This is a genomic window from Acrocarpospora corrugata, from assembly GCF_009687845.1.
GTDB lineage: Bacteria > Actinomycetota > Actinomycetes > Streptosporangiales > Streptosporangiaceae > Acrocarpospora > Acrocarpospora corrugata.
The window spans coordinates 203257-222795 of sequence record NZ_BLAD01000041.1; the positions used below are offsets into that span (position 1 = coordinate 203257).

Genomic DNA, 19539 nt, shown 5'->3' on the forward strand with positions numbered 1-19539 from the left:
GCTGGTGTCAGGGCCGGCGGGACGCCGCAACGTTCCAGGGAACGTTCCGCACCGGGCGTCCCGCCGGCCCCGTGGAGCCGCGGTGACCGCGATGTGCCGAGGTGACTGCGCTTCACCTGGTCCATCGCGATTGTTGCGATCATTCTGTTATTCGCCTACCGCGGCGAGCACACGTGCGACCTTTGTCGCGGCACCGGCCGGATCGTCCGCCCGGTGCATTCGCTCCCCCCAGGACCACCAATAGTCCGCCGCCTTGCAGACGACGTTCTCGGTGAGACTGGTCGCATTCGGGTTGATCACGCGGACGAAGGCACGGCCCGTCGGGCTGTGCACCACCCGCGCGTGAAGTCCCCGGGTGCCGAGCTCTGAAGCAAGACGCTCCAGATGCCCGAAATCGTCCTCCCCCACCGTTAGTCCTCCTTTTCGGGTTTCTTGCGGTGATTTGCGGCTCTGCCTTTCGGTGCTGGTTGGCCCAAGATGACTTACTGGGCCGCACCGGTCAACGAAGCGGAAAGGCAGCTCTGGATGCGGTTAACACCAAGTGGGTTGAAAGAAACAGCCCAGGGGTGGACGATCCTTAATCAGCACGTTCGACAGTGACACCGGGCCGGGCAAACCTGGTCCATCATTTGTCTGGGCGCAGTGCAACCTGAAGGTTACGCTGAGTCAGCAGATGAGGACCGGTCGGGACATGTGGGCGGCGCGTACGGCTGGCCACGAGAGAGGGGCCGGTATGTCCGGCAGGCAACACAAGGAGACGGAGACCGCGAGGCGGGTCCGGGCCCGAGGCCTGGCCGCCGGGCGGAGTCTGGCGAGCGTCGCCGAAGAGATCTTCGAGACCTGCTCGCCGCTGTTCGGCACGACCCGGATCAAATCCCATCGGCTCTCGAACGGCATCGCGCTCGCCGACGTAATCGAGCAGGTGCGCGCCCTTTTCGAGCGGGACGGGAAAGCGATCCCGGGAATCGGGGAAACGCTGCTGTCCGCGTACGAGTCCGGACTCAAACGCCCCGGGCCCGAATACCTCCATTACCTGTGCTGCGTCTACCGGGTCGAACCGGTCGCCCTCGGCTACGACGGCCCCTGCATCTGCGGTCATGGTCACCGCATGCCGGGCGTCGTCCGCGGCGGCGACCTGCAGGACGGAAGATCCGACACATCCCCCGTCTCGCGCGAGCTGCTGATCCTCTCGGACGGCGGCGACCCCTCAACGGGCGGGGGCGAGGAGGACGAGAACGTGCTACGGAGGACGCTGTTGAAGCTCCTCGCCGGCACCTCGGTAAGCCTGGACGGTCAGGTCCTTGGTGCGGTTGAGAACATCAGGCGGCGGATGGACGACACCATGGTGTCGGCTACCGTCTCTCCCGCGATGCTCGATCAGTGGGAGGAATCCACGATCGGCTTCGGCCGCCAATATATGAACACTCCGCCGCTCCGGCTGCTCTGCGACGTGCTGCTGGAATTCGCGGCGGTGCGCAAGGCGATGGAACGGCGTCAGCCGGTCGACCTGCAGGAGCGGCTCTGCCGGATGGCGGCGCAGCTCTCCGGGCTGTGCGGCATGATCATGATCGATCTGGGCGACCACCGGCTGGCGCGGTCCTTCTTCCGCACCGGGCGGACGGCCGCCGACGAGACGGGCGACCGCGCGCTGCGCGCCTGGGTGGTGGCCCGCGAGGCGCTCGTGCCGCTGTACTACGGCGACCCGCGCGAGGCGCTCACGCTGGCCAAGAAGAGCCGGGACATGGCCGGTCAGACGCCCTGTGCGGCGAAGACCATGGCTCCGGTGGTGGAGGCCAGGGCGCTGGCCATGCTGGCCGGCAGCAACGGCCAGAAGAAGGACGTGGTCGACCAGGCCAAGCGCGCGCTGTCCCGGGCCCGCACCGCGTTCTCCCAGATGGTGCCCTCCGAGCAGGAGGACACCGCGTTCGGCTACACCGAGCGGCAGCTCTACTTCTACCAGGGTGACGTGCTGGTCCGGCTCGGTGAGACGCTGGAGGCCGACGTCGTGCTGGAGCAGGCTCTCGGGCAGTACGAGGGCGAGCCGCTGGACCAGACGCTCATCCGGCTCGACCTGGCCCAGTGCCGGCTCATCGAGGGCGACCCCGAAGAGGCCGTGGGCCTGGCCGTGAAGGCGCTGGAGATGATCGAGAAGATCCACCGCACCGAACTGGTGATCGCCCGGGTGACCGAGCTGATCAACGGCGTCACCAGCAAGCACGGCGAGGTCAAGGGACTGGACCGGCTCAGGACCGTCGCACTGGATCGGGCCCAGCTGGACCTGGGTGACCTGGTGGGGGGTTTATGAGCTACCCGTTACGGGTGCGGCGCTATCGCTGGTCCGATCTGGACGCGATCTGGGCGCTGCACCAGATCAGCCTTGCCCAAGTGGGGCTGGTGCCCGGCGACGGCGTCTACTACGAGGACGATTTCCCGCGGATCACTGAGGTCTATCTGGCCGACCGGGGCGAGTTCCTGGTCGGCGAGGTGCCGGGCGGCCGGATCGTCGCGATGGGCGGATTACGCCGTTTGGATGATGAAACGGCGGAAATGTGCCGATTGCGGGTGCATCCGGAGTTTCAGCGGCGCGGCTATGGCGCGCAAGTCCTGGAACTGCTCGAACAACGGGCCTGTGAACTGGGTTACAGCCTCCTGCGCGGGGACACCACCCTGCAGCAGGGGGCGGCGATCGAGCTCTACCGCAAGTACGGCTGGCGCGAACTCAGCCGCGAGGTTCGCGGCGACGCCGTCGTGCTGTACGGCGAAAAATCACTAATCCCGGTTAATTCTGGTCAATTCATCCGGTAATGGATGAAAGTTTCTCGGGATTTCACAGTAAATGGTCGAGAACGGCGAGCAGGTTCGGGGGCTCGACCGGCTCGGGGAGCGCGGCCAGGTCGGCCCGGGAATGCCAGGCGTGGCCGCGGTAGGTGCCGTGCTCCTCGGGGGTGAGCTCGGTTGAGGCGACATCGGGGGTGCCGTCGAACCGGGCCAGGAAGAACGGCTCGGTCTTGATGTAGTGCACGCCTAACCAGACATAGTCCCGTTCGACCGGAATCCACTGGTCAAGCACATTGCCGCCGGGCAGCCCGGTCTCCTCGGCGAGCTCGCGGCGGGCCGCCTCCAGCGGCGTCTCGCCCGGTTCGATGCCGCCGCCCGGCGGCTCCCAGAACACGACGTCGCTGACATGGTCGTGCCAGCGGAGCAGGAGCACACGGTCCTGACCGTCCACGCAGAGAACCCGCGCCGCGGGTCGGGAGTCAGCCACGTTCGCCAATCCTGCCATCCGCGCGGGCGACCTATCCCCGGAACTTCGCGGGCGGTGAAATCCGGCAAGAGCGATATCATGCTGAGCCGATGGATACGCGCGGCCAAGGAATCCAGATGAACGCCGAATATGTGCTGACCCTGTCCTGCCCCGACCGGCCCGGGGTGGTCGCGGCCGTCTCCGGGTTACTGGCCGGGCGCGGGTGCAACATCACCGAGAGCCAGCAGTTCGGCGATCCGGAGGCGGATCGGTTCTTCATGCGGGTGCAGTTCGTCGGCGAGGCGCCGATGGACGAGCTGCGGGCCGCGTTCGCGGCGCTCGCCACCGAATTCCGGATGGAGCTACAACTTTTCGACCGGGCGGTGAAGCCCCGGGTGCTGGTGCTGGTGAGCAAGTTCGACCACTGCCTGAACGATCTGCTCTACCGGGTGCGGTCGAGGCTGCTCGACATCGAGGTGGTGGCGGTGGCGTCCAATCATCCTGATCTGCGGCCGCTCACGCAGTCGTACGGGATCGACTACCACCATCTGCCGGTGACGCCGGAGACGAAGACCCGCCAGGAAGGCGACATTCTCACGCTGGTCGACCACTACCGGGCCGATCTGGTGGTGCTGGCCCGCTACATGCAGGTGCTCTCCGAGGATCTGTGCGGCAAGCTGTCCGGCCGGGTGATCAACATTCACCACTCGTTCCTGCCGTCGTTCAAGGGCGCCAAGCCCTACCACCAGGCCCACGCCCGGGGGGTCAAGCTCATCGGGGCCACCGCCCACTACGTCACGGCCGATCTGGACGAGGGCCCGATCATCGAGCAGGAGGTGGCCCGGGTGAACCACACCCACTCGGCCACCGATCTGGTCGCCATCGGCAAGGATCTCGAATGCCAGGCCCTGGCCCGCGCGGTCCGCTGGCACGCCGAGCACCGGGTCCTCCTGGACGGCCACAAGACCGTTATCTTCCCCCGGTAGTCAGCTGCCGAAGTGCGGGCGCGGGCTACCGCCCCGGCCGCCGGTGACGCTCCAGTTCGAGGCAGAAGCTGCCCGCTTCGAACTGGAACGACGACCTGTGCACCAACCCCGGGTTACTCCTCGCGCGCCAGACCCGTATGGGTGGCGAGGAAGGCCAGCTGGTCGGCGGCCAGCGCCACCGTCTTGCTGACCGAGCGGGCCCCGTGCCCGGCCTCGCTCTCGTTGCGGAGCAGGATCGGGCGGTCGGAGGAGGTCGCGTGCTGCAGGGCGGCGGCCATCTTCCAGGCGTGCAGCGGATGCACCCGCGTGTCGGAGGCGAACACGGTGAACAGCGTCGCCGGGTAGTCCACGCCGTGCCGGACATTGTGATACGGCGAGTAGGCCAGCAGCGCGGCGAACTCCTCCGGCACTTCGGCCGAGCCGTACTCCACGTTCCAGGTCGCGCCGAGACCGAACAGCTCGTAGCGGATCATGTCCAGCAGCGGCGCGGAGCACGCGACCGCCGCGTACAGCTCCGGGCGCTGGGTGAGGGCCGCGCCGACCAGCAGGCCGCCGTTGGAGCCGCCGGAGATGGCCAGCTGGCCGGAGGTGGTCACGCCGGTGGCGATCAGGTGCTCCGCCGCGGCGTGCATGTCGTCGAAGACGTTCTGCTTGTTGCCGAACATGCCGGCCCGGTGCCACTCCTCGCCCTGCTCGCCGCCGCCGCGCAGCTGCGCGATCGCGTAGACGCCGCCCGCCTCGACCCAGGTCAGCACGGAGGCCGAGTAGCCGGGCGTCATCGAGATGCCGAAGCCGCCGTAGCCGTTCAGGATGGTCGGGCGCGGCCCGGAGCCGTCGACAGGGGAGATGACCAGCATGTGCACTTCGGTGCCGTCGGCGGAGTGGTAGACGACGTGCTCGGTCCGGACCGGGGGGACCTCCACCGAGCCGGGGGAGGCCGCCCAGAGGGTCGTCTCGCCGGTTCTGGCGTCGAAGTGCTGGATCGTCGGCGGGGTGGTGTTGTCGGTGTAGCCGAACCAGGCCTCGTAGCCGCCCTCAGGGCGCTCCGAGATGCCGCCGATGGTGCCGAGGCCGGGGGTGGGGACTGAGCCGGTCCTGGCGCCGTCCGCGAGGCGGTGCACCGAGATCTCGGAGATGGCGTGCCGGGTCCAGCCCACCAGCACGATCGGCTCGGCCAGGTCGTCGAGGATCGCGAAGTCGCTCAGCACGGCCTCGGCGTCCTCCGGGATCAGGTCCCGCCAGTGCTCGTGGGCCGGGTTCTCCGGCGCGGTCACGCACACCCGGCCGCGGGGCGCGTCCCGGTCGGTGAACACGTAGAGCCTGCCGTCCCGGCCGAAGTGCAGGCCGGTCTGCGCGTCCACGTCCTCCTGGACGGTGACCAGCTCCGGCGCCCCGCCCGGAGAGGAGGCCAGGTCGGCGATCCAGAGGTCGTTGCGCGGAGCGGTGCCCCGGGAGGCGGAGATCGTCAGCCAGCGGCCGTCGCGGGAGACCGAGACGCCGTAGTAGTTGGTCTTCTCCAGGCCCTCACCGAAGATCATCGTGTCGTCGTCGGCGGGCGCGCCCAGGACATGCAGGTAGACGCGGCGGTGATACTGCTCCTCGCCCTCCGGCACGCTCTCCGGAGCCAGCCGCCGGACGTAGTAGTAAGACCCGCCACCGGGCAGCCAGGCGACCGGAGAGTACCGGCAGCGATCGATCGGGCCTTCCAGCACCTCGCCGGTCTCGATCTCCAGCACGTAGAGCTGGGACTCCTCGTCGCCGCCGACGGAGATCTGATAGGCCAGCAGCCGCCCTTCCTTGTCGGGCTGCCACGCGTCCAGCGTGGTCAGACCGGACGGATCCAGCGCCATCGCGTCGATCAGGGGCCGCTCGCCGGCCTCGTCGACCACGTAGAGGACCGCGTGCTCCTGCTCGGGCGTGCGCCGCATGAAGAAGTGTCTACTTCCGCGCCAGGTCGGCGCCCCGATCGAGCCCGACTTCAGCAGTTCCTCGACCCGCCCGCGGAACCGCTCCCGGCCCGCCAGCCCCGCCTGCCCGAACAGCTCGCCCTGCGCCTCCAGCCACTCCTTCACCTCGGGCGCGTCCGGATCCTCCAGCCACCGGTAAGGATCGGGCACGAGTTTGCCGTGCAGGTCATCGACGATCTCGGACCGGGGAGCCGGTGGGTAAGGCGGTCGCGTCATGTCACGCACTTTAGGGCAGCCCACCGACAGACTCGTACCCCCTAAAGCCGGGGAGTAAAAAGATGATCGCCGGGGCATAAAGAGCACCAGGCGTATCAGTCGCCCAGGTTATGGGGTGGCGGACAGGTCATCGCAAAGGCCACACTTTGGTTGAGGACGGTGCCGTGGTGACCATCCGCTGGACCGTCCGGCGGAGGTCTTCGTGAAGGAAACACCCGAGTCCCAACAGGTGGGGCCGCAACGTAGGCGCACAGTCGTCGCTCTGCGACTCGCCGCTCTCCGGCTGACTGCCGAGTCCGCCGAGACTGCCGTGGAGGCCGGCTGATGCGCCAAGTCCTGCTCCTCAACGCCACCTACGAGCCGCTGACCACGCTCTCCCTGCACCGGGCGATCATCCTGGTGCTGCGGGAGAAGGCCGACGTCGTCCATCGAGACGGCCGTGGCACGGTTCTCCGATCGGCCACCCGGACCCTGGACGTGCCGTCCGTGATCCGGCTGCGCCGGTATATCCGAATTCCGTACCGGTCCCGGATCCCGCTCACGCGGGCGGCGCTGATGCGCCGGGATGATTTCCGCTGCGCCTACTGCGGGCAGCGGGCCGAGACCATCGACCACGTGATCCCACGATCAAAAGGTGGCCCGCACACCTGGGAGAATTGCGTCGCCTCATGTATGCCTTGCAACCATCGCAAGGCAGACAAGCTGCTGGAAGAGATCGGGTGGTCGCTCCGCGTCAGCCCAGCCGTGCCACGCGGTGCGCACTGGCGGCTGATTGGGGCACAATTCGACGGTGATCCGCAGTGGGCTCCTTATCTCTCGGAGTCAGCGGCCTGAACCTCGCTGATCGGATGGGCACAATCGAATCATGACGTGGACGCTCACCTCAGACGTGTCGGCCTACGCCGAAGCAGCCGAGCCCTGGCTGCTCCGCGACCCCGTCCGCAACACGGTCCTGCTGACCGTGCTGCGGTGGATCCGGAGCGGCCAGTACTCGGACCCCTTGATGGGCTGGTTCGTCGAGCACGGGGAGGTGCGGGGGGCGTTATGTCACACGCCGCCGTACCCACTGCTGATCGGCGCGTCCCCGTTCGCCGAGCTGCCCGCCCTGGTCGGGCAGCTGGTGAACCGCGGCCGTGAACTGCCCGGCGTCACCGGGCCGGTGGAGACCGTCTCCACCTTCTCCTCCGCCTGGTGGCAGCCCGAGAAGGAACGCCGGTCAGAACGCCTCTACCGGCTGGCCTCGCTGGTCGCCCCAGGCGGCCCCGGCGGCCACTCCGCCCTGTACGGCCCCGGCCACGCCCGGGTGGCCACCCCGGACGACCTGCCGGTCGCCGTGCACTGGTTCCGCGCCTTCCAGAACGAGGCCCACGTGGACGCCTCGGCCGACCCAGGCCCGGTCGTCTCGGCCCGCCTGAACCGCAACGAACTGGTCTGGTGGGAGCTGGCCGGCCGCCCGGTCTCGCTGGCGGGCGTGTCCACCCCCATCTCCGGCATGTCCAGGATCGGGCCGGTGTACACACCCCCGGAGTTCCGCCGCCACGGCTACGGCTCCGCGGTCACCTACGCCGCCACCCGTAAGGCCATCGACGAGGGCGCCACCGAGGTCCTGCTCTTCGCCGACCTCTCCAACCCGGTCTCGAACTCGATCTATCAAGCGATCGGCTATGTCCCGGTAGCCGACTACGCGACGATCTCGTTCGGCTGACCGTTTATGATGCGGCTATGCCTCGCTATGACTTTCGGTGCCGATCCTGTGGTTCCACGTTCGAGCTGAACCGGCCGATGGCCGAGGCCAACGCGCCGGCGACCTGCCCGGACGGGCACGACGACACGGTGAAGCTGCTGTCCACCGTGGCGGTGATGGGCGGCGCCGCGTCAGCGAGCGCACCGCGCGCTTCCGGTGGCGGCGGTGGCTGCTGCGGGGGCGGCTGCTGCGGCTGACCGCTGCGCCGGGCGCGGGAGAAGCGCCCGGCCCAGGGATCCTCAGGCGACCTTGCGTCGCTGGAAGGGTAAATACCGCTCGGGCAGGTGCGGGCGGGACGGGATGTCGGTCGGCTCGACCGACACGATCCGGTCGAACCGGAAGGCCCGGATGCCGCGCCGGAGCCGGCACCAGCCGACCAGATACCAGTAGTCGCGGTGGACCAGGCAGGTCACGGGCTCCACGTCGCGGACGCTGAGGGCGGACCCGGCGTCCAGATACTGGATGCGGACCACCTGGCGGGTGGTGATGGCGCCGGCGACCGCGCGGGCGCGCCGGGCCACGTCGGGGGGCATCGGAGTGGTCAGGGTGGACAGGGTCGTCGCGATCACGTCGTCGTCGAGGTCCAGGTGTTCGAATGCGTGCCGGAGCCCGCGACGGGCGGTCACGGACTGCGGGCCCGCGCCCAGGTGGGCGAGCGAGAGCGCGAGCGCGGCGAGTTCGGCGGTCGTCAACGACCCGGTGTGCCTAATGACGTTGGCCATACCTCAGATTTTACCGAGCGGCACTGACATTTTTCGAACGCGTGCTTGAGGACTAGCGCGACAGCTGGGACAGATCCCGGGACGCGCCCGTCGACGCCGACGTGGTCAGCGCCGCGTACGCCTGCAGCGCCGCGGTGACCGGCCGGTCGCGGTGGCGCGGCCGGTAGCGGCCGAGCTCGGCGAGCAGGCTCTTCCGGCGGGCCGCCAGATCGGCCTCGCTGACCTTGAGCTCGATCGAGCGGCCCGGGATGTCGATCTCGATGAGGTCGCCGTCCTGGACCAGCGCGATGGTGCCGCCCTCCGCCGCCTCGGGCGAGGCGTGCCCGATCGACAGCCCCGAGGTGCCGCCGGAGAAGCGGCCGTCGGTGACCAGCGCGCAGGCCTTGCCCAGGCCCCTGCCCTTGAGGAAGGAGGTCGGGTAGAGCATCTCCTGCATGCCGGGGCCGCCCTTCGGCCCCTCATACCGGATCACCACGACGTCGCCCGCCTTGACGCGATTGCCGAGGATGCCCTCCACCGCGTCCTCCTGCGACTCGAAGACCACGGCGGGGCCGGTGAAGCGCCAGATCGACTCGTCCACGCCTGCGGTCTTCACGATGCAGCCCTCGACGGCGATGTTGCCGTACAGCACGGCCAGGCCGCCGTCGCGGGTGTAGGCGTGCTCGGCGTCGCGGATGCAGCCCTCGGCCCGGTCCAGGTCCAGGGAGTCCCAGCGCGCACTCTGCGAGTACGGCTTCACCGTCCGCATGTTCCCGGGCGCGGCGTGCCACAGCTCGGCCGACTCCGGCAGCGCGGTCGGCGACTTCACGTCCCACTGGGCCAGCAGGTCGCTCATGGTGCCGCCGTTGACGGTCAGCGCGTCCCGGTGGATCAGGCCGGCCCGGTCCAGTTCGCCCAGGATGGCGGGGATGCCGCCGGCCCGGTGCACGTCCTCGACGTGGTACTTCGCGGTCGCCGGGGCGACCTTGCACAGGCACGGCACCCGCAGCGAGATCTCGTTGATCTCCTTGAGGCCGAAGTCGACCTCGGCCTCGCGGGCCGCGGCCAGGATGTGCAGGATCGTGTTGGTCGAGCCGCCCATGGCCACGTCCAGCGCCATCGCGTTCTCGAAGGCGTCCTTGGTGGCGATGCTGCGCGGCAGCACGCTCTCGTCGTCGTCCTCGTAGTAGCGCCGGGTGATCTCCACCAGCTGCCGGCCGGCGTCCTGGAACAGCTTCTTGCGGGCCAGGTGGGTGGCCAGGATGGTGCCGTTGCCGGGCAGCGCCAGGCCGATCGCCTCGGCCAGGCAGTTCATCGAGTTGGCGGTGAACATGCCGCTGCACGAGCCGCAGGTCGGGCAGGCGTTCTCCTCCATCTCCAGCAGCTCGGCGTCGGAGACGCTGTCGTCGGCGGCGGCGATCATCGGGTCGATCAGGTCCAGCTTGCGGCCGGCCGTCTTGCCGGCCTCCATCGGGCCGCCGGAGACGAAGATGGTGGGGATGTTCAGCCGGAACGCGGCCAGCAGCATGCCGGGGGTGATCTTGTCGCAGTTGGAGACGCAGATCAGCGCGTCCGCGCAGTGCGCGTTCACCATGTACTCGACCGAGTCGGCGATCAGTTCCCGGGACGGCAGCGAGTAGAGCATGCCGCCGTGGCCCATCGCGATGCCGTCGTCCACGGCGATCGTGTTGAACTCGCGCGGGATCGCGCCCGCCTCGCGGATGGCGCCGGCCACCACGTCGCCGACTTCGCGCAGGTGCACGTGGCCGGGGACGAACTGGGTGAAGCTGTTGGCGACCGCGATGATCGGCTTGCCGAGATCGCTGCCGGCTACCCCGGTCGCCCGGAGCAGGGCTCTGGCCCCGGCCATGTTCCTGCCGTGAGTGACCGTACGAGACCTGAGGGCGGGCATGGCCGGACTCCCATCGGAAGACGACGTTTGAGTCTCCCCATGCTACGACCACCGCCCAGTCGTTGAGACTTCCGTCCCACCAAGCGGTACGGCCCACGCCGGGTGACGCGGGCCGTACCGATCGGAAAGGGGTCAGCCGTCGCCGTAGCGCGCCGGCAGGACGCTGGCCGCGGCCTGGTAGATCGAGTCGATCTCGTCCGTGGTCAGGGACTTCTCCCGTTTGGTGATCCACTTGCGGACCAGGCCGCCGGAGAAGACGTCCACGTCCCGGATGTTGAGGATCCGCCACGGGATGGCCGGGCCGTAGATCGCCAGGGACGGCACGACCGTGACCTCGCGGCCGAGTGCCTGGGTGATCAGGTCGCTGGCCTGATTCGCCTCCCAGCGCGCCTCGTCCAGCCGGGGTTTCTGGTTGAAGGGGCCGTGGAACAGCTTGCGGTGCGACTGCACGCGCACGGGCAGCCGTCTGTCCCACTTCTCGGAGTCGACCGCGTACACCCCCGTCGGCCCGACGACCAGATGGTCGATCTGGGCGTCGCTGTTGGGGATGGCGCGGGCGTGCAGAGTCTTGTAGCCGCCACGTTCCAACTTCTTGAGCTGGCCCTCGGTCCGCCGCTCGGCCACCGAAGGACGCCGCCAGGCGGGGACCGACGACTGGGTCCTGGCCCGATAGACGGTGTCCGCGATGGCCGCGAGAATCGCGGCGGTGAGGCCGACGCGCCAGCTCATCAGCAGCACGCCGAAGACGACTCCGGCCGCTACAGCGATCAGGGCACGGCGCCTCAGATGCTGGTATTTGGGCTGGTTGAGCATGCTCTGCAGGGATGCGCGCTCTACGGGCGCATACGTCGACGCGGGCTCTTCGGGTCGCGTCGAGGCTCGTTCACGATCGCTCACCCAGATCGGTGACGTATCGTGACCCTCATCGGGCGCTAGACCGGTATCCACGTCACTCACGGTAGTTGAGCCGCCAACAGGTTGCCTAGTGTTGCCTGGTTCATACTTTTGTGGCCCGCTTCTGCCGATTCGCATGGGCCATTTGTGGGAACCATCTCTAGATATCTCCGCGCCCGCCGCTTACCGTTCAGTAGCGTGACCAGCATTCATGACCTTACCGCGTTGGCGTTGGCGGCGGCCGTACGAAACCGTGAACTGTCCCCGGTGGAGATCACTGAGCATTATCTGGACCGTATCGACCGGCATGGCGAGGCGGTCGGGGCCTATGTCACCGTGGTCGGTGAGAGGGCACTTGACCAGGCACGACAGCTGGAGAAGCAGGATCCGGCGAAGCGTCCGCTGTTCGGCGTGCCGATTCCGATCAAGGATCTCAATCTGGTGAAGGATGTGCCGATCCACTTCGGTTCTGCCACGTACGACGGGTTCGTTGCGCCGGTCGACGACAGCGTGGTGGAACGCCTGCGGGACGCCGGCACGATCATGCTGGGTAAGACCAGTACGCCAGAGTTTGGTTTGCCGTGTTACACCGAGACCTCGATCGGCCCGCCGGCCCGCACCCCATGGGATGTGACCAGGTCGGCGGGTGGTTCCAGCGGGGGTGCCGCGGCGGCCGTGGCTGCCGGGCTCGCGCCCGCCGCGCACGGCAGTGACGGAGCGGGGTCGATCCGCATCCCGGCCTCCATGTGCGGTCTGTACGGCATCAAGCCCAGCCGGGGCCGCATCTCGTTCGCCCCGATCGTCCCGGATCTGGCGGGCCTGTCGACGAACGGCCCGATCGCCCGGGACGTCGCGGACGCCGCCGCGCTGCTGGACGTGATGGCCCACAACAACCCGGGCGATCTCTACTACGCGCCCCCGCCCGTGCTGGGCTCGTTCACCGCCTACGTCGGCCGCGACCCCGGCCGCCTCCGCATCGCCCGCTACATCGACCCGGTCGTCCAGGACGCCGAGGTGCACCCGGAGGTCCGCGCCGCCTACGAGAGCGCGTCCGCCGTCCTGGCGGGCCTCGGGCACGACGTGGTCGACATCCCGTCGCCGTTCGGCCCGGACATGGTGCCCGAGTTCGAGCGCATGTGGTTCGCCTTCGCCTGCATGCACCCGGTCGCAGAGCAACTGGAATCCCAGCTGCGCCCGCTGACCGCCTGGCTGCGTGAGCGCGGCTTCGCCACGCCCGCCCCCGACTTCCTGAAGGCCCAGTCGGCGCTCCAGCTCGCCACCCGCTTCGCGCTGCTGGTCACCGACGAGTACGACGCCGTCCTCACCCCCACCGTCACCCAGCCCCCGCCCCCGGTCGGCTGGTTCGAGGACGTCGACGACCCCAAGGAGACTTTCGAGCGAATGAAGGCTTTCGCTCCTTTTGCCGCCACGAGCAATGTCAGCGGCCAACCGGCCGTGAATTTGCCGCTCTATTGGACTCCCGAGGGCCTGCCCATTGGCGTCATGCTTTCCGGCCGGTACGGCGACGAGGGCACTCTGATCTCGCTGTCGTCCCAGGTGGAAGCCGCTGTGGGCGGATTCTGGGGGGACCGCAGGCCGCAGATCTGGGACTAGGAAATATGTGAAATCGGGCGTAACGTCGATATATGGACAGTGCGCTCGAGATTCTTGCGTTTCTTGTCATAACGTCCGGCTCGATATTCGTGGTGGTCGGGCTGCTGGTGCTCGTCTTCTCCGGGCGGAAGCACCGCAAGAAAGACGGCGTCGTCTGGATCGGCGGCCCGTACGAAACCGAGCACGGGGCCGGCCAGACCACCCGGGTGCTGACCGGAGTGGTGCCGCGCGGCGAGCCACCGGACGTGGACTGGCCCGCGATGGCCGCGACCACCGAACCCGGCCGCCACATCGGCGGCGCGTCGGCGGGGTGGTGATCGCAATGCCCGCGCTGAACACACTGCAAGCAGTCGACATCCGCACGGTGGTGCGAAAGGCGAACGAGAGGACCGGTCTCCACTTCGCCGTGTACACCGGACCCGCCCAGGGACCGCGGCGGCACTTCGCCGAAAGCCTGCACGCCGCCCTCGGCGACGAGATGGCGCCCTACTCGGTGCTGATCATGGTGGACACCGCCGGGCGCGGCCTGGAGATCGTCACCGGCGAGGAAGCGCGGCGGCGGCTGTCCGACGGCGACTGCCGCCTGGTGGCCATGTCCATGGCGACCCGGTTCAGCGTCGGCGACCTGATGGGCGGCCTGGCCGGCGGGATCGCCGCCCTGGGCGAACGAGCCCGCTAGGCCCGTAGTAGCGAGATCACGTGCTCGGACACGTCGGCCAGCAGCCGGGCCGGGCGCAGGTCCGTGCCCGCGACGGCCGAGAACAGGCTGGGCAGCCCCGCCAGCGGGAAGCCGTCCCTGCGCATGACCTGGTGGCCGACGCCGTTCTTGTCCAGCGCGGTCCTGCTGCGCTGCCAGGCGTCCAGGACCTCCTCGGGGGAGGGCACGCCGAAGCCGTGGCCGACCGGGGCCGCGTGGCGGAGCCGTACCAGCGGGGTTTCCGCGAAGGTGAGGGCGACCCGGCAGCGCGTGGCGAGGTTCTCGCGGTCGGGGACCCAGTCGATGGCCGGGCACGGGTTGCGGCATTTGGCCACACAGGTGGCGAGCGCCCCGGCGACCTGGCTGTGCTGCCGGTCGAAGTAGGCGCGCCAGCCTTCGCCCGGCTCGCCCGCCACCCGCAGGGTGCGCTCGGTGGCCGACTGCTCGGAGCGGGTGTGGTCGCAGTCGCGGTCGCCGATCGCCCCGAACCTGCTGCCGGGAGCCCGCAGTCCTTCGGGCCAGCGGGCCGGATCGCCGGAATGGCCGAGCGCCGTCTCATACGCCAGCAGCGGCAGGTATTCGGCGGAGATGTGCAGCGCGGCCATCATCGCGCTCAGCTCCCGCTGGTCCCAGCGGACCCGGATCACCTCAAGCAGCAGCGAATACGCCGGGCGGAGCGAGTCGAGCGCGCCGCGCGGCTGCTCCTTGGGCGTCTGCGGCATGTGGCAGGCCCGCGCCCGGCGCCGGAGGTCGGCGGGGATCGTCGGCACGTCCAGCTCGCTGGCGAAGTCCTCCGCGTCCAGGGTCAGCAGCCGCTGCCCGAACTCGCACACCGCCGAAACCTGGGCGGCTTTGACCGGATTCGCCAGGACGGCGGGGGCCAACGCCCCCACGTCCCCGAATGAATACCGGCGGGCGAGCGCGATCAGCAGATCCTGGGCCGACTCCATCGGATCACTTTCTCATGAGCCCGGCCTGACCTCCCCTTTGGGCGGCGGGTCCGGCCGGGCTCAGAAAGATGGGTCAGGCGTCCTTGGCCTGGGCCCGCAGCGCCCGGCCGACGCCGTCCGCGCCCTCCAGCAGCAGCCGGCGCAGCGCGTGCGGCGGCTGCGAGGCCGAGACCAGCTCATCGGTGCGGTCGATGGTGTCCTGCTTGATCAGCAGCATCGGGTAGCAGCCCATCGCGAAGGTCTGCGCCATGTCGGAGGTCCACGACTTCCAGATCTGGCCGACCTCCTCGAAGTAGGCCGCGCCGTAGGGCTCCAGCAGGTCCACATGGTGCGGGTCCATGAAGCCGCCGACGGTCGAGCGCAGCAGCGCGCCGCTCAGCGAACCGCCGGTGATGGCCGCCCACGCCTCCGCCTTGGCGGCCGCGGTCGGGATCGCCGCGCGGGCGGCCGAGGCCGCGCGCTCGCCGGTCGCGGTCGCGTCCCTGACCAGTTCCGCGTCGATGTCGGCCGCGCCCAGGACGCCGCCGGAGACCAGCGCGTGGGTCAGCGTCCAGCGCAGGTCGGTGTCGACGGTCAGGCCTTCGGGCACCGCGGTCCCCGACAGGATGCCGGTCAGGATCGCCAGGTCCTCGGCCGAGGTGGCGGCGGCGGCGAAGGCGTTGACGTAGGCCAGCTGGTGGTCGGAGCCGGGCTCGGCGCCGTGCAGCAGGTCGCGCAGGGTGCTGGCCAGCCGGCTCATGCCGGTGGCCCGCCACTCGGGCGCCGCGTACTGCTGGACCGCCAGGCGGGCCTGGCGCAGCACGGTCTGCAGCACGGTGATGTCGCCGACCGCGTTGATGCCCGAGGTCACCAGGCGCACGTAGTCGCGGGTGGCCATCTCGCCGTCGCGGGTCATGTCCCACGCCGCCGACCAGCACAGCGCCCGCGGCAGCGACTCGGTGAAGGCCACGATGCCGCCGCTCACCAGGGTGTTCAGCGAGCCCTCGTCGAGCCGGATCTTGGCGTAGGTCAGGTCGTCGTCGTTGACCAGGACCAGGTCTGGGCGGGCCTCGCCGATCAGCTCGGGCACGGGGGTGCGGGCGCCGACCACGTCCAGCTCGATCCGCTTGACCCGGACCAGCCGGCCTTCGTCCATCGAGTACAGGCCGATCGCGACGCGGTGCGAGCGCAGCGTCGGGTAGGCGGCCGGGGCCTCCTGGAGCACGTCGAAGCTGGTGAACCTGCCGGTCGCGTCCAGCTCGAAGGACGGGCGGAGCGTGTTCACCCAGGCGGTCTCCAGCCACTCCTTCGACCAGGACGACAGGTCTCGGCCTGAGGTGCGCTCCAGCGCGCCGAGCAGGTCCTTCAGCTCGGTGTTGCCCCAGGCGTGCTCGTTGAAGTAGTCGCGCACGCCGGCCAGGAAGTTGTCCAGGCCCACGTAGGCGACCAGCTGCTTGAGCACGCTGGCGCCCTTGGCGTAGGTGATGCCGTCGAAGTTGACCTCGACCGCCTGCATGTCCGGAATATCGGCCGAGATCGGGTGGGTGGACGGCAGCTGGTCCTGCCGGTACGCCCACGCCTTCTCCACGTTGGCGAACGTGGTCCAGGCGCCCTGCCCCCAGCGGGTGGCCTCGGCCTGGCAGAGCACCGACATGTAGGTGGCGAACGACTCGTTCAGCCACAGGTCGTCCCACCAGCGCATGGTGACCAGGTCGCCGAACCACATGTGCGCCATCTCGTGCAGCAGCGTCTCGGCGCGGCGCTCGATGATCGCGTCGGTGACCCTGGACCGGAAGACGTAGTCCTCCAGGAACGTCACGGCGCCCGCGTTCTCCATCGCGCCCGCGTTGAACTCCGGCACGAAGAGCTGGTCATACTTCCCGAACGGGTAGCGCAGCCCGAACACCCGGTGGAAGAAGTCGAAGCCCTGCTTGGTGACCTCGAACAGGTTGTCCGCGTCCAGGTGCTCGGCCAGCGACTGCCGGACGAACAGGCCCAGCGGGATGCCGTCGTGCTCGTCCCGGACCACCGCGTAAGGCCCCGCCACCAGTGCGGTGATATACGTGGACATGACCGGAGTCGCGGGGAAATGCCACCGTTTGGCGGCTTGGAGCGTGCCATGGCGCCCCTCGTGTGCCGGCAGTTCGTCCGAGGCGTCCGGAGCCGCGTTGGAGATGACCTCCCAGTCGCCCGGCGCGATCACGGTCAGCTCGAAGGTGGCCTTGAGGTCCGGCTGGTCGAAGCACGCGTACATCCGGTGCGCGTCCGCGGTCTCGAACTGGCTGTGCAGATAGACCTTCTGGTCCACCGGGTCGACGAACCGGTGCAGCCCCTCGCCGGTGCGCATGTAGGACGCGTCGGCGTCGACCCGCAGCTCGTTGTGCTCGGCCAGACCGGGCAGCGGGAACCGGCCGCGCTCCGCGTCGTAACCGCTCACGTCCAGCTCGGCGCCGTTGAGCACGACCGAGCGCAGATGCGCGCCGTGCAGGTCGATGAAGGTGTCCGCCCCCGGCTGGGCACAGGTGAAGTGGGCGGTCGTGACGCTCTCGAACCGCTCCTCGCCCTCAGTCAGGTCGAGTTCCACCGCATACGACTGGACGGTCAGCAGCCGGGCGCGCTCCCGGGCTTCGTCACGGGTCAGATTGCCTGCCACATCCGCTCCTCATCCACACGACCCCGCAGCTCCGTCGCCCAGGGGATGCCTGAATCCTGCCACGACGCTCTGACAAAGCCGCAATCAAGATTTGCCCTACCTGTAATAGGGAGAACTCTGACTTCGGTTGTCGATCGATGAAACCCTAATCCAGTTGAGAGCCTTAACAAATGTCAGACGCGCAGTTGGTGCATTTCTGGTTCGACCCGATCTGTCCGGGGGGCCGGAAGCCTAGGGGATCGGGTACCAGAAGTTCGACATACGAACTGATGTTCGGGGGAGAGGTGTCTACCTGAGTAGTACAGGGCTAACTCTCGGAATTGAATCGTTCTCGTCTGGATATTGCCGGAGCTACACCGATCTTGGAAGACTTCGTTTTTCCGCGCGGCGGGGCCTTAACCTGAGCGAAGACACAGTCAACTGAAGAAGTGAAGATCGTGTGCCGGCCTCTGCGCGGGACCGCACGCGACCGGCCGGGAGCTCCAATCGGACAGCCGTCCAATTGGTGATGGGCTATGCCAATCTCTTACCGGTTTGTGTGCTCGCCATCGGACAGTCCCCGCGCAAGGATGAGGTACATGCGTCACCTATACGTGAACGGCTCCTGGACACCCTCCACCTCGGGTGAGGTGGTCGATGTGATCAATCCCGCTACCGAGGAGGTCATCGACCACGTTCCGGCCGGCACGCCGAGTGACGTGGAGTCCGCGGTCAACGCCGCGCACGCCGCTTTCACCTCGTGGTCGAACACCCCGCCCGCCGACCGGGCCAAGCTCCTCGCCGACGCCGCAGAGCTGCTCAAGGAGCGGGCCGAGCGGATCGCCACCACCATCGCCACCGACATGGGCGCCCCCTTCCCGTTCGCGCTCAAGGTGCAGACGCTGATGCCCGCCGGGGTGATGAAGTCCTTCGCCGGGATGGCCGAGACGCTGACCGCCGAGAGCCGGGTGGGCAACTCGCTCATCGTGCGCGAACCGGTTGGGGTGGTCGGCGCCATCACCCCCTGGAACTACCCGCTCCACCAGGCCGTCTGCAAGGTCGCCGCCGCGCTCGCCGCCGGGTGCACGGTGGTGCTCAAGCCCAGCGAGGTCGCCCCGCTCGCCGCGTACGCGCTGGCCGGCGTGCTGCACGACGCCGGCCTGCCGCCCGGCGTGTTCAACCTGATCAGCGGGTACGGCCCGGTGGTCGGCGAATCCCTGGTCACCCACCCGCTGGTCGACATGGTCTCCTTCACTGGCTCCACCAGGGCCGGGCGGCGGGTGGCCTCGCTGGCCGCCGAGACCGTCAAGCGGGTCGCGCTCGAGCTCGGCGGCAAGTCCGCCAACATCATCCTGCCGGACGCCGACCTGGAGAAGGCGGTCGCCTCCGGGGTGTCGCACGCGTTCGTGAACTCCGGCCAGACCTGCTCGGCGCTGACCCGGATGCTGGTGCACTGGGACCAGTACGACGACGCGGTGGCCCTCGCGGTCGCCGCCGCCCGCACCTTCACCGTGGGCGACCCGTTCGCGGAGGACACCCGGCTCGGCCCGCTGGTCTCCGCCGCGCAGCGGGACCGGGTGATCCGCTACATCAACATCGGCCAGGAGGAGGGCGCCCGGCTGGTCGCCGGGGGCACCGACTATCCGCTGGAGCGGGGGTACTACGTCGAGCCGACCGTCTTCGCCGGGGTCGCGCCCGGGATGGCGATCGAGCAGGAGGAGATCTTCGGGCCGGTGCTGTCGATCGTGCCGTTCGGCTCGGTGGACGAGGCCGTGGAGATCGCCAACGGCACGCCGTACGGGCTGGCCGGGGGAGTCTGGGCCGGCAGTGAGGAGCGCGCGGTGAGTGTGGCGCGGCGGCTGCGGACCGGCCAGGTGGCGGTCAACGGCGGGCGCTTCAACCCGCTCGCGCCCTTCGGCGGCTACAAGCACTCCGGCGTCGGACGCGAGCTGGGCGAGTCGGGCCTGGAAGAGTTCCTTGAGGTCAAGGCCCTGCAGCTGTAG

At 68.9% G+C, this 19539-nt stretch carries 18 protein-coding genes; 10 read left to right on the top strand and 8 right to left on the bottom strand.

Annotation, left to right across the window (positions count from 1 at the left end; all coding sequences use genetic code 11):
• Nucleotides 1-147: 147 nt before the first annotated feature.
• On the bottom strand, nt 148-408 hold the full coding sequence (locus tag Acor_RS09435) for a hypothetical protein (protein ID WP_155336180.1): 261 nt from the start codon (nt 406-408) through the stop codon (nt 148-150).
• Nucleotides 409-733: 325 nt separating this feature from the next.
• Between Acor_RS09435 and Acor_RS09440 the strand changes: the two genes are divergently transcribed.
• The gene (locus Acor_RS09440; protein ID WP_155336181.1) at nt 734-2305 is read left to right on the top strand and encodes a tetratricopeptide repeat protein; all 1572 of its coding nucleotides are present in this window, start codon (nt 734-736) and stop codon (nt 2303-2305) included.
• On the top strand, nt 2302-2805 hold the full coding sequence (locus Acor_RS09445; protein ID WP_155336182.1) for a GNAT family N-acetyltransferase: 504 nt from the start codon (nt 2302-2304) through the stop codon (nt 2803-2805). The genes Acor_RS09440 and Acor_RS09445 overlap by 4 nt, the downstream gene beginning before the upstream one ends.
• A 22-nt stretch (nt 2806-2827) precedes the next feature.
• On the opposite strand, the gene Acor_RS09450 is transcribed toward Acor_RS09445, so the two are convergent.
• A complete protein-coding gene (locus Acor_RS09450) occupies nt 2828-3265 on the bottom strand; it encodes an NUDIX hydrolase (RefSeq protein WP_281353188.1) in 438 nt (145 codons plus the stop codon).
• 116 nt (nt 3266-3381) lie between these two features.
• On the opposite strand from Acor_RS09450, the gene purU reads away from it, so the two are divergent.
• The gene (gene purU, locus Acor_RS09455) at nt 3382-4230 is read left to right on the top strand and encodes a formyltetrahydrofolate deformylase (protein WP_155336184.1); all 849 of its coding nucleotides are present in this window, start codon (nt 3382-3384) and stop codon (nt 4228-4230) included.
• A gap of 113 nt (nt 4231-4343) precedes the next feature.
• On the opposite strand, the gene Acor_RS09460 is transcribed toward purU, so the two are convergent.
• Nucleotides 4344-6413: a prolyl oligopeptidase family serine peptidase gene (locus Acor_RS09460; protein ID WP_155336185.1), complete on the bottom strand. Its 2070-nt coding sequence runs from the start codon at nt 6411-6413 to the stop codon at nt 4344-4346.
• A 324-nt stretch (nt 6414-6737) separates the two neighbouring features.
• Here Acor_RS09460 and Acor_RS09465 point away from each other — a divergent pair, with 324 nt between their 5' ends.
• From Acor_RS09465 to Acor_RS09475, 3 genes are read left to right on the top strand one after another with little or no spacing between them, the layout of a single operon-like run.
• Nucleotides 6738-7247 carry an HNH endonuclease gene (locus Acor_RS09465; protein WP_155336186.1) on the top strand — a complete coding sequence of 170 codons (510 nt, stop codon included), beginning with the start codon at nt 6738-6740 and terminating at the stop codon, nt 7245-7247.
• A 31-nt stretch (nt 7248-7278) separates the two neighbouring features.
• Nucleotides 7279-8118: a GNAT family N-acetyltransferase gene (locus Acor_RS09470; protein WP_155336187.1), complete on the top strand. Its 840-nt coding sequence runs from the start codon at nt 7279-7281 to the stop codon at nt 8116-8118.
• Between the two features lie 17 nt (nt 8119-8135).
• The gene (locus Acor_RS09475) at nt 8136-8354 is read left to right on the top strand and encodes an FmdB family zinc ribbon protein (protein WP_155336188.1); all 219 of its coding nucleotides are present in this window, start codon (nt 8136-8138) and stop codon (nt 8352-8354) included.
• Nucleotides 8355-8396: 42 nt separating this feature from the next.
• Here Acor_RS09475 and Acor_RS09480 read toward each other — a convergent pair whose 3' ends face one another.
• The 3 genes from Acor_RS09480 to Acor_RS09490 all read right to left on the bottom strand — a co-directional run bounded on the left by Acor_RS09480 (nt 8397) and on the right by Acor_RS09490 (nt 11583).
• Nucleotides 8397-8879, bottom strand: a complete 483-nt coding sequence (locus tag Acor_RS09480; protein ID WP_155336189.1) for a helix-turn-helix transcriptional regulator — start codon at nt 8877-8879, stop codon at nt 8397-8399.
• 52 nt (nt 8880-8931) lie between these two features.
• Nucleotides 8932-10770: a dihydroxy-acid dehydratase gene (ilvD, locus tag Acor_RS09485; RefSeq protein ID WP_155336190.1), complete on the bottom strand. Its 1839-nt coding sequence runs from the start codon at nt 10768-10770 to the stop codon at nt 8932-8934.
• 132 nt (nt 10771-10902) lie between these two features.
• Entirely contained in the window at nt 10903-11583 is a 681-nt protein-coding gene (locus tag Acor_RS09490; RefSeq protein WP_246238529.1) for a nuclease-related domain-containing protein, read from the bottom strand.
• A 279-nt stretch (nt 11584-11862) separates the two neighbouring features.
• Here Acor_RS09490 and Acor_RS09495 point away from each other — a divergent pair, with 279 nt between their 5' ends.
• From Acor_RS09495 to Acor_RS09505, 3 genes are read left to right on the top strand one after another with little or no spacing between them, the layout of a single operon-like run.
• On the top strand, nt 11863-13278 hold the full coding sequence (locus Acor_RS09495; protein ID WP_155336192.1) for an amidase: 1416 nt from the start codon (nt 11863-11865) through the stop codon (nt 13276-13278).
• 32 nt (nt 13279-13310) lie between these two features.
• Nucleotides 13311-13595 carry a hypothetical protein gene (locus tag Acor_RS09500; protein WP_155336193.1) on the top strand — a complete coding sequence of 95 codons (285 nt, stop codon included), beginning with the start codon at nt 13311-13313 and terminating at the stop codon, nt 13593-13595.
• Between the two features lie 5 nt (nt 13596-13600).
• The gene (locus tag Acor_RS09505; RefSeq protein ID WP_155336194.1) at nt 13601-13957 is read left to right on the top strand and encodes a TPM domain-containing protein; all 357 of its coding nucleotides are present in this window, start codon (nt 13601-13603) and stop codon (nt 13955-13957) included.
• Here Acor_RS09505 and Acor_RS09510 read toward each other — a convergent pair.
• Together Acor_RS09510 and pepN are read right to left on the bottom strand one after the other, a co-directional pair.
• Nucleotides 13954-14925, bottom strand: coding sequence for a hypothetical protein (locus Acor_RS09510; protein ID WP_155336195.1), 972 nt, complete (start codon nt 14923-14925; stop codon nt 13954-13956). The two genes, Acor_RS09505 and Acor_RS09510, sit on opposite strands and share 4 nt — an antisense overlap.
• A 73-nt stretch (nt 14926-14998) precedes the next feature.
• Nucleotides 14999-17557: an aminopeptidase N gene (gene pepN / locus Acor_RS09515; RefSeq protein ID WP_155336196.1), complete on the bottom strand. Its 2559-nt coding sequence runs from the start codon at nt 17555-17557 to the stop codon at nt 14999-15001.
• A gap of 578 nt (nt 17558-18135) precedes the next feature.
• Between pepN and Acor_RS09520 the strand changes: the two genes are divergently transcribed.
• The gene (locus tag Acor_RS09520; protein ID WP_155336197.1) at nt 18136-19539 is read left to right on the top strand and encodes an aldehyde dehydrogenase family protein; all 1404 of its coding nucleotides are present in this window, start codon (nt 18136-18138) and stop codon (nt 19537-19539) included.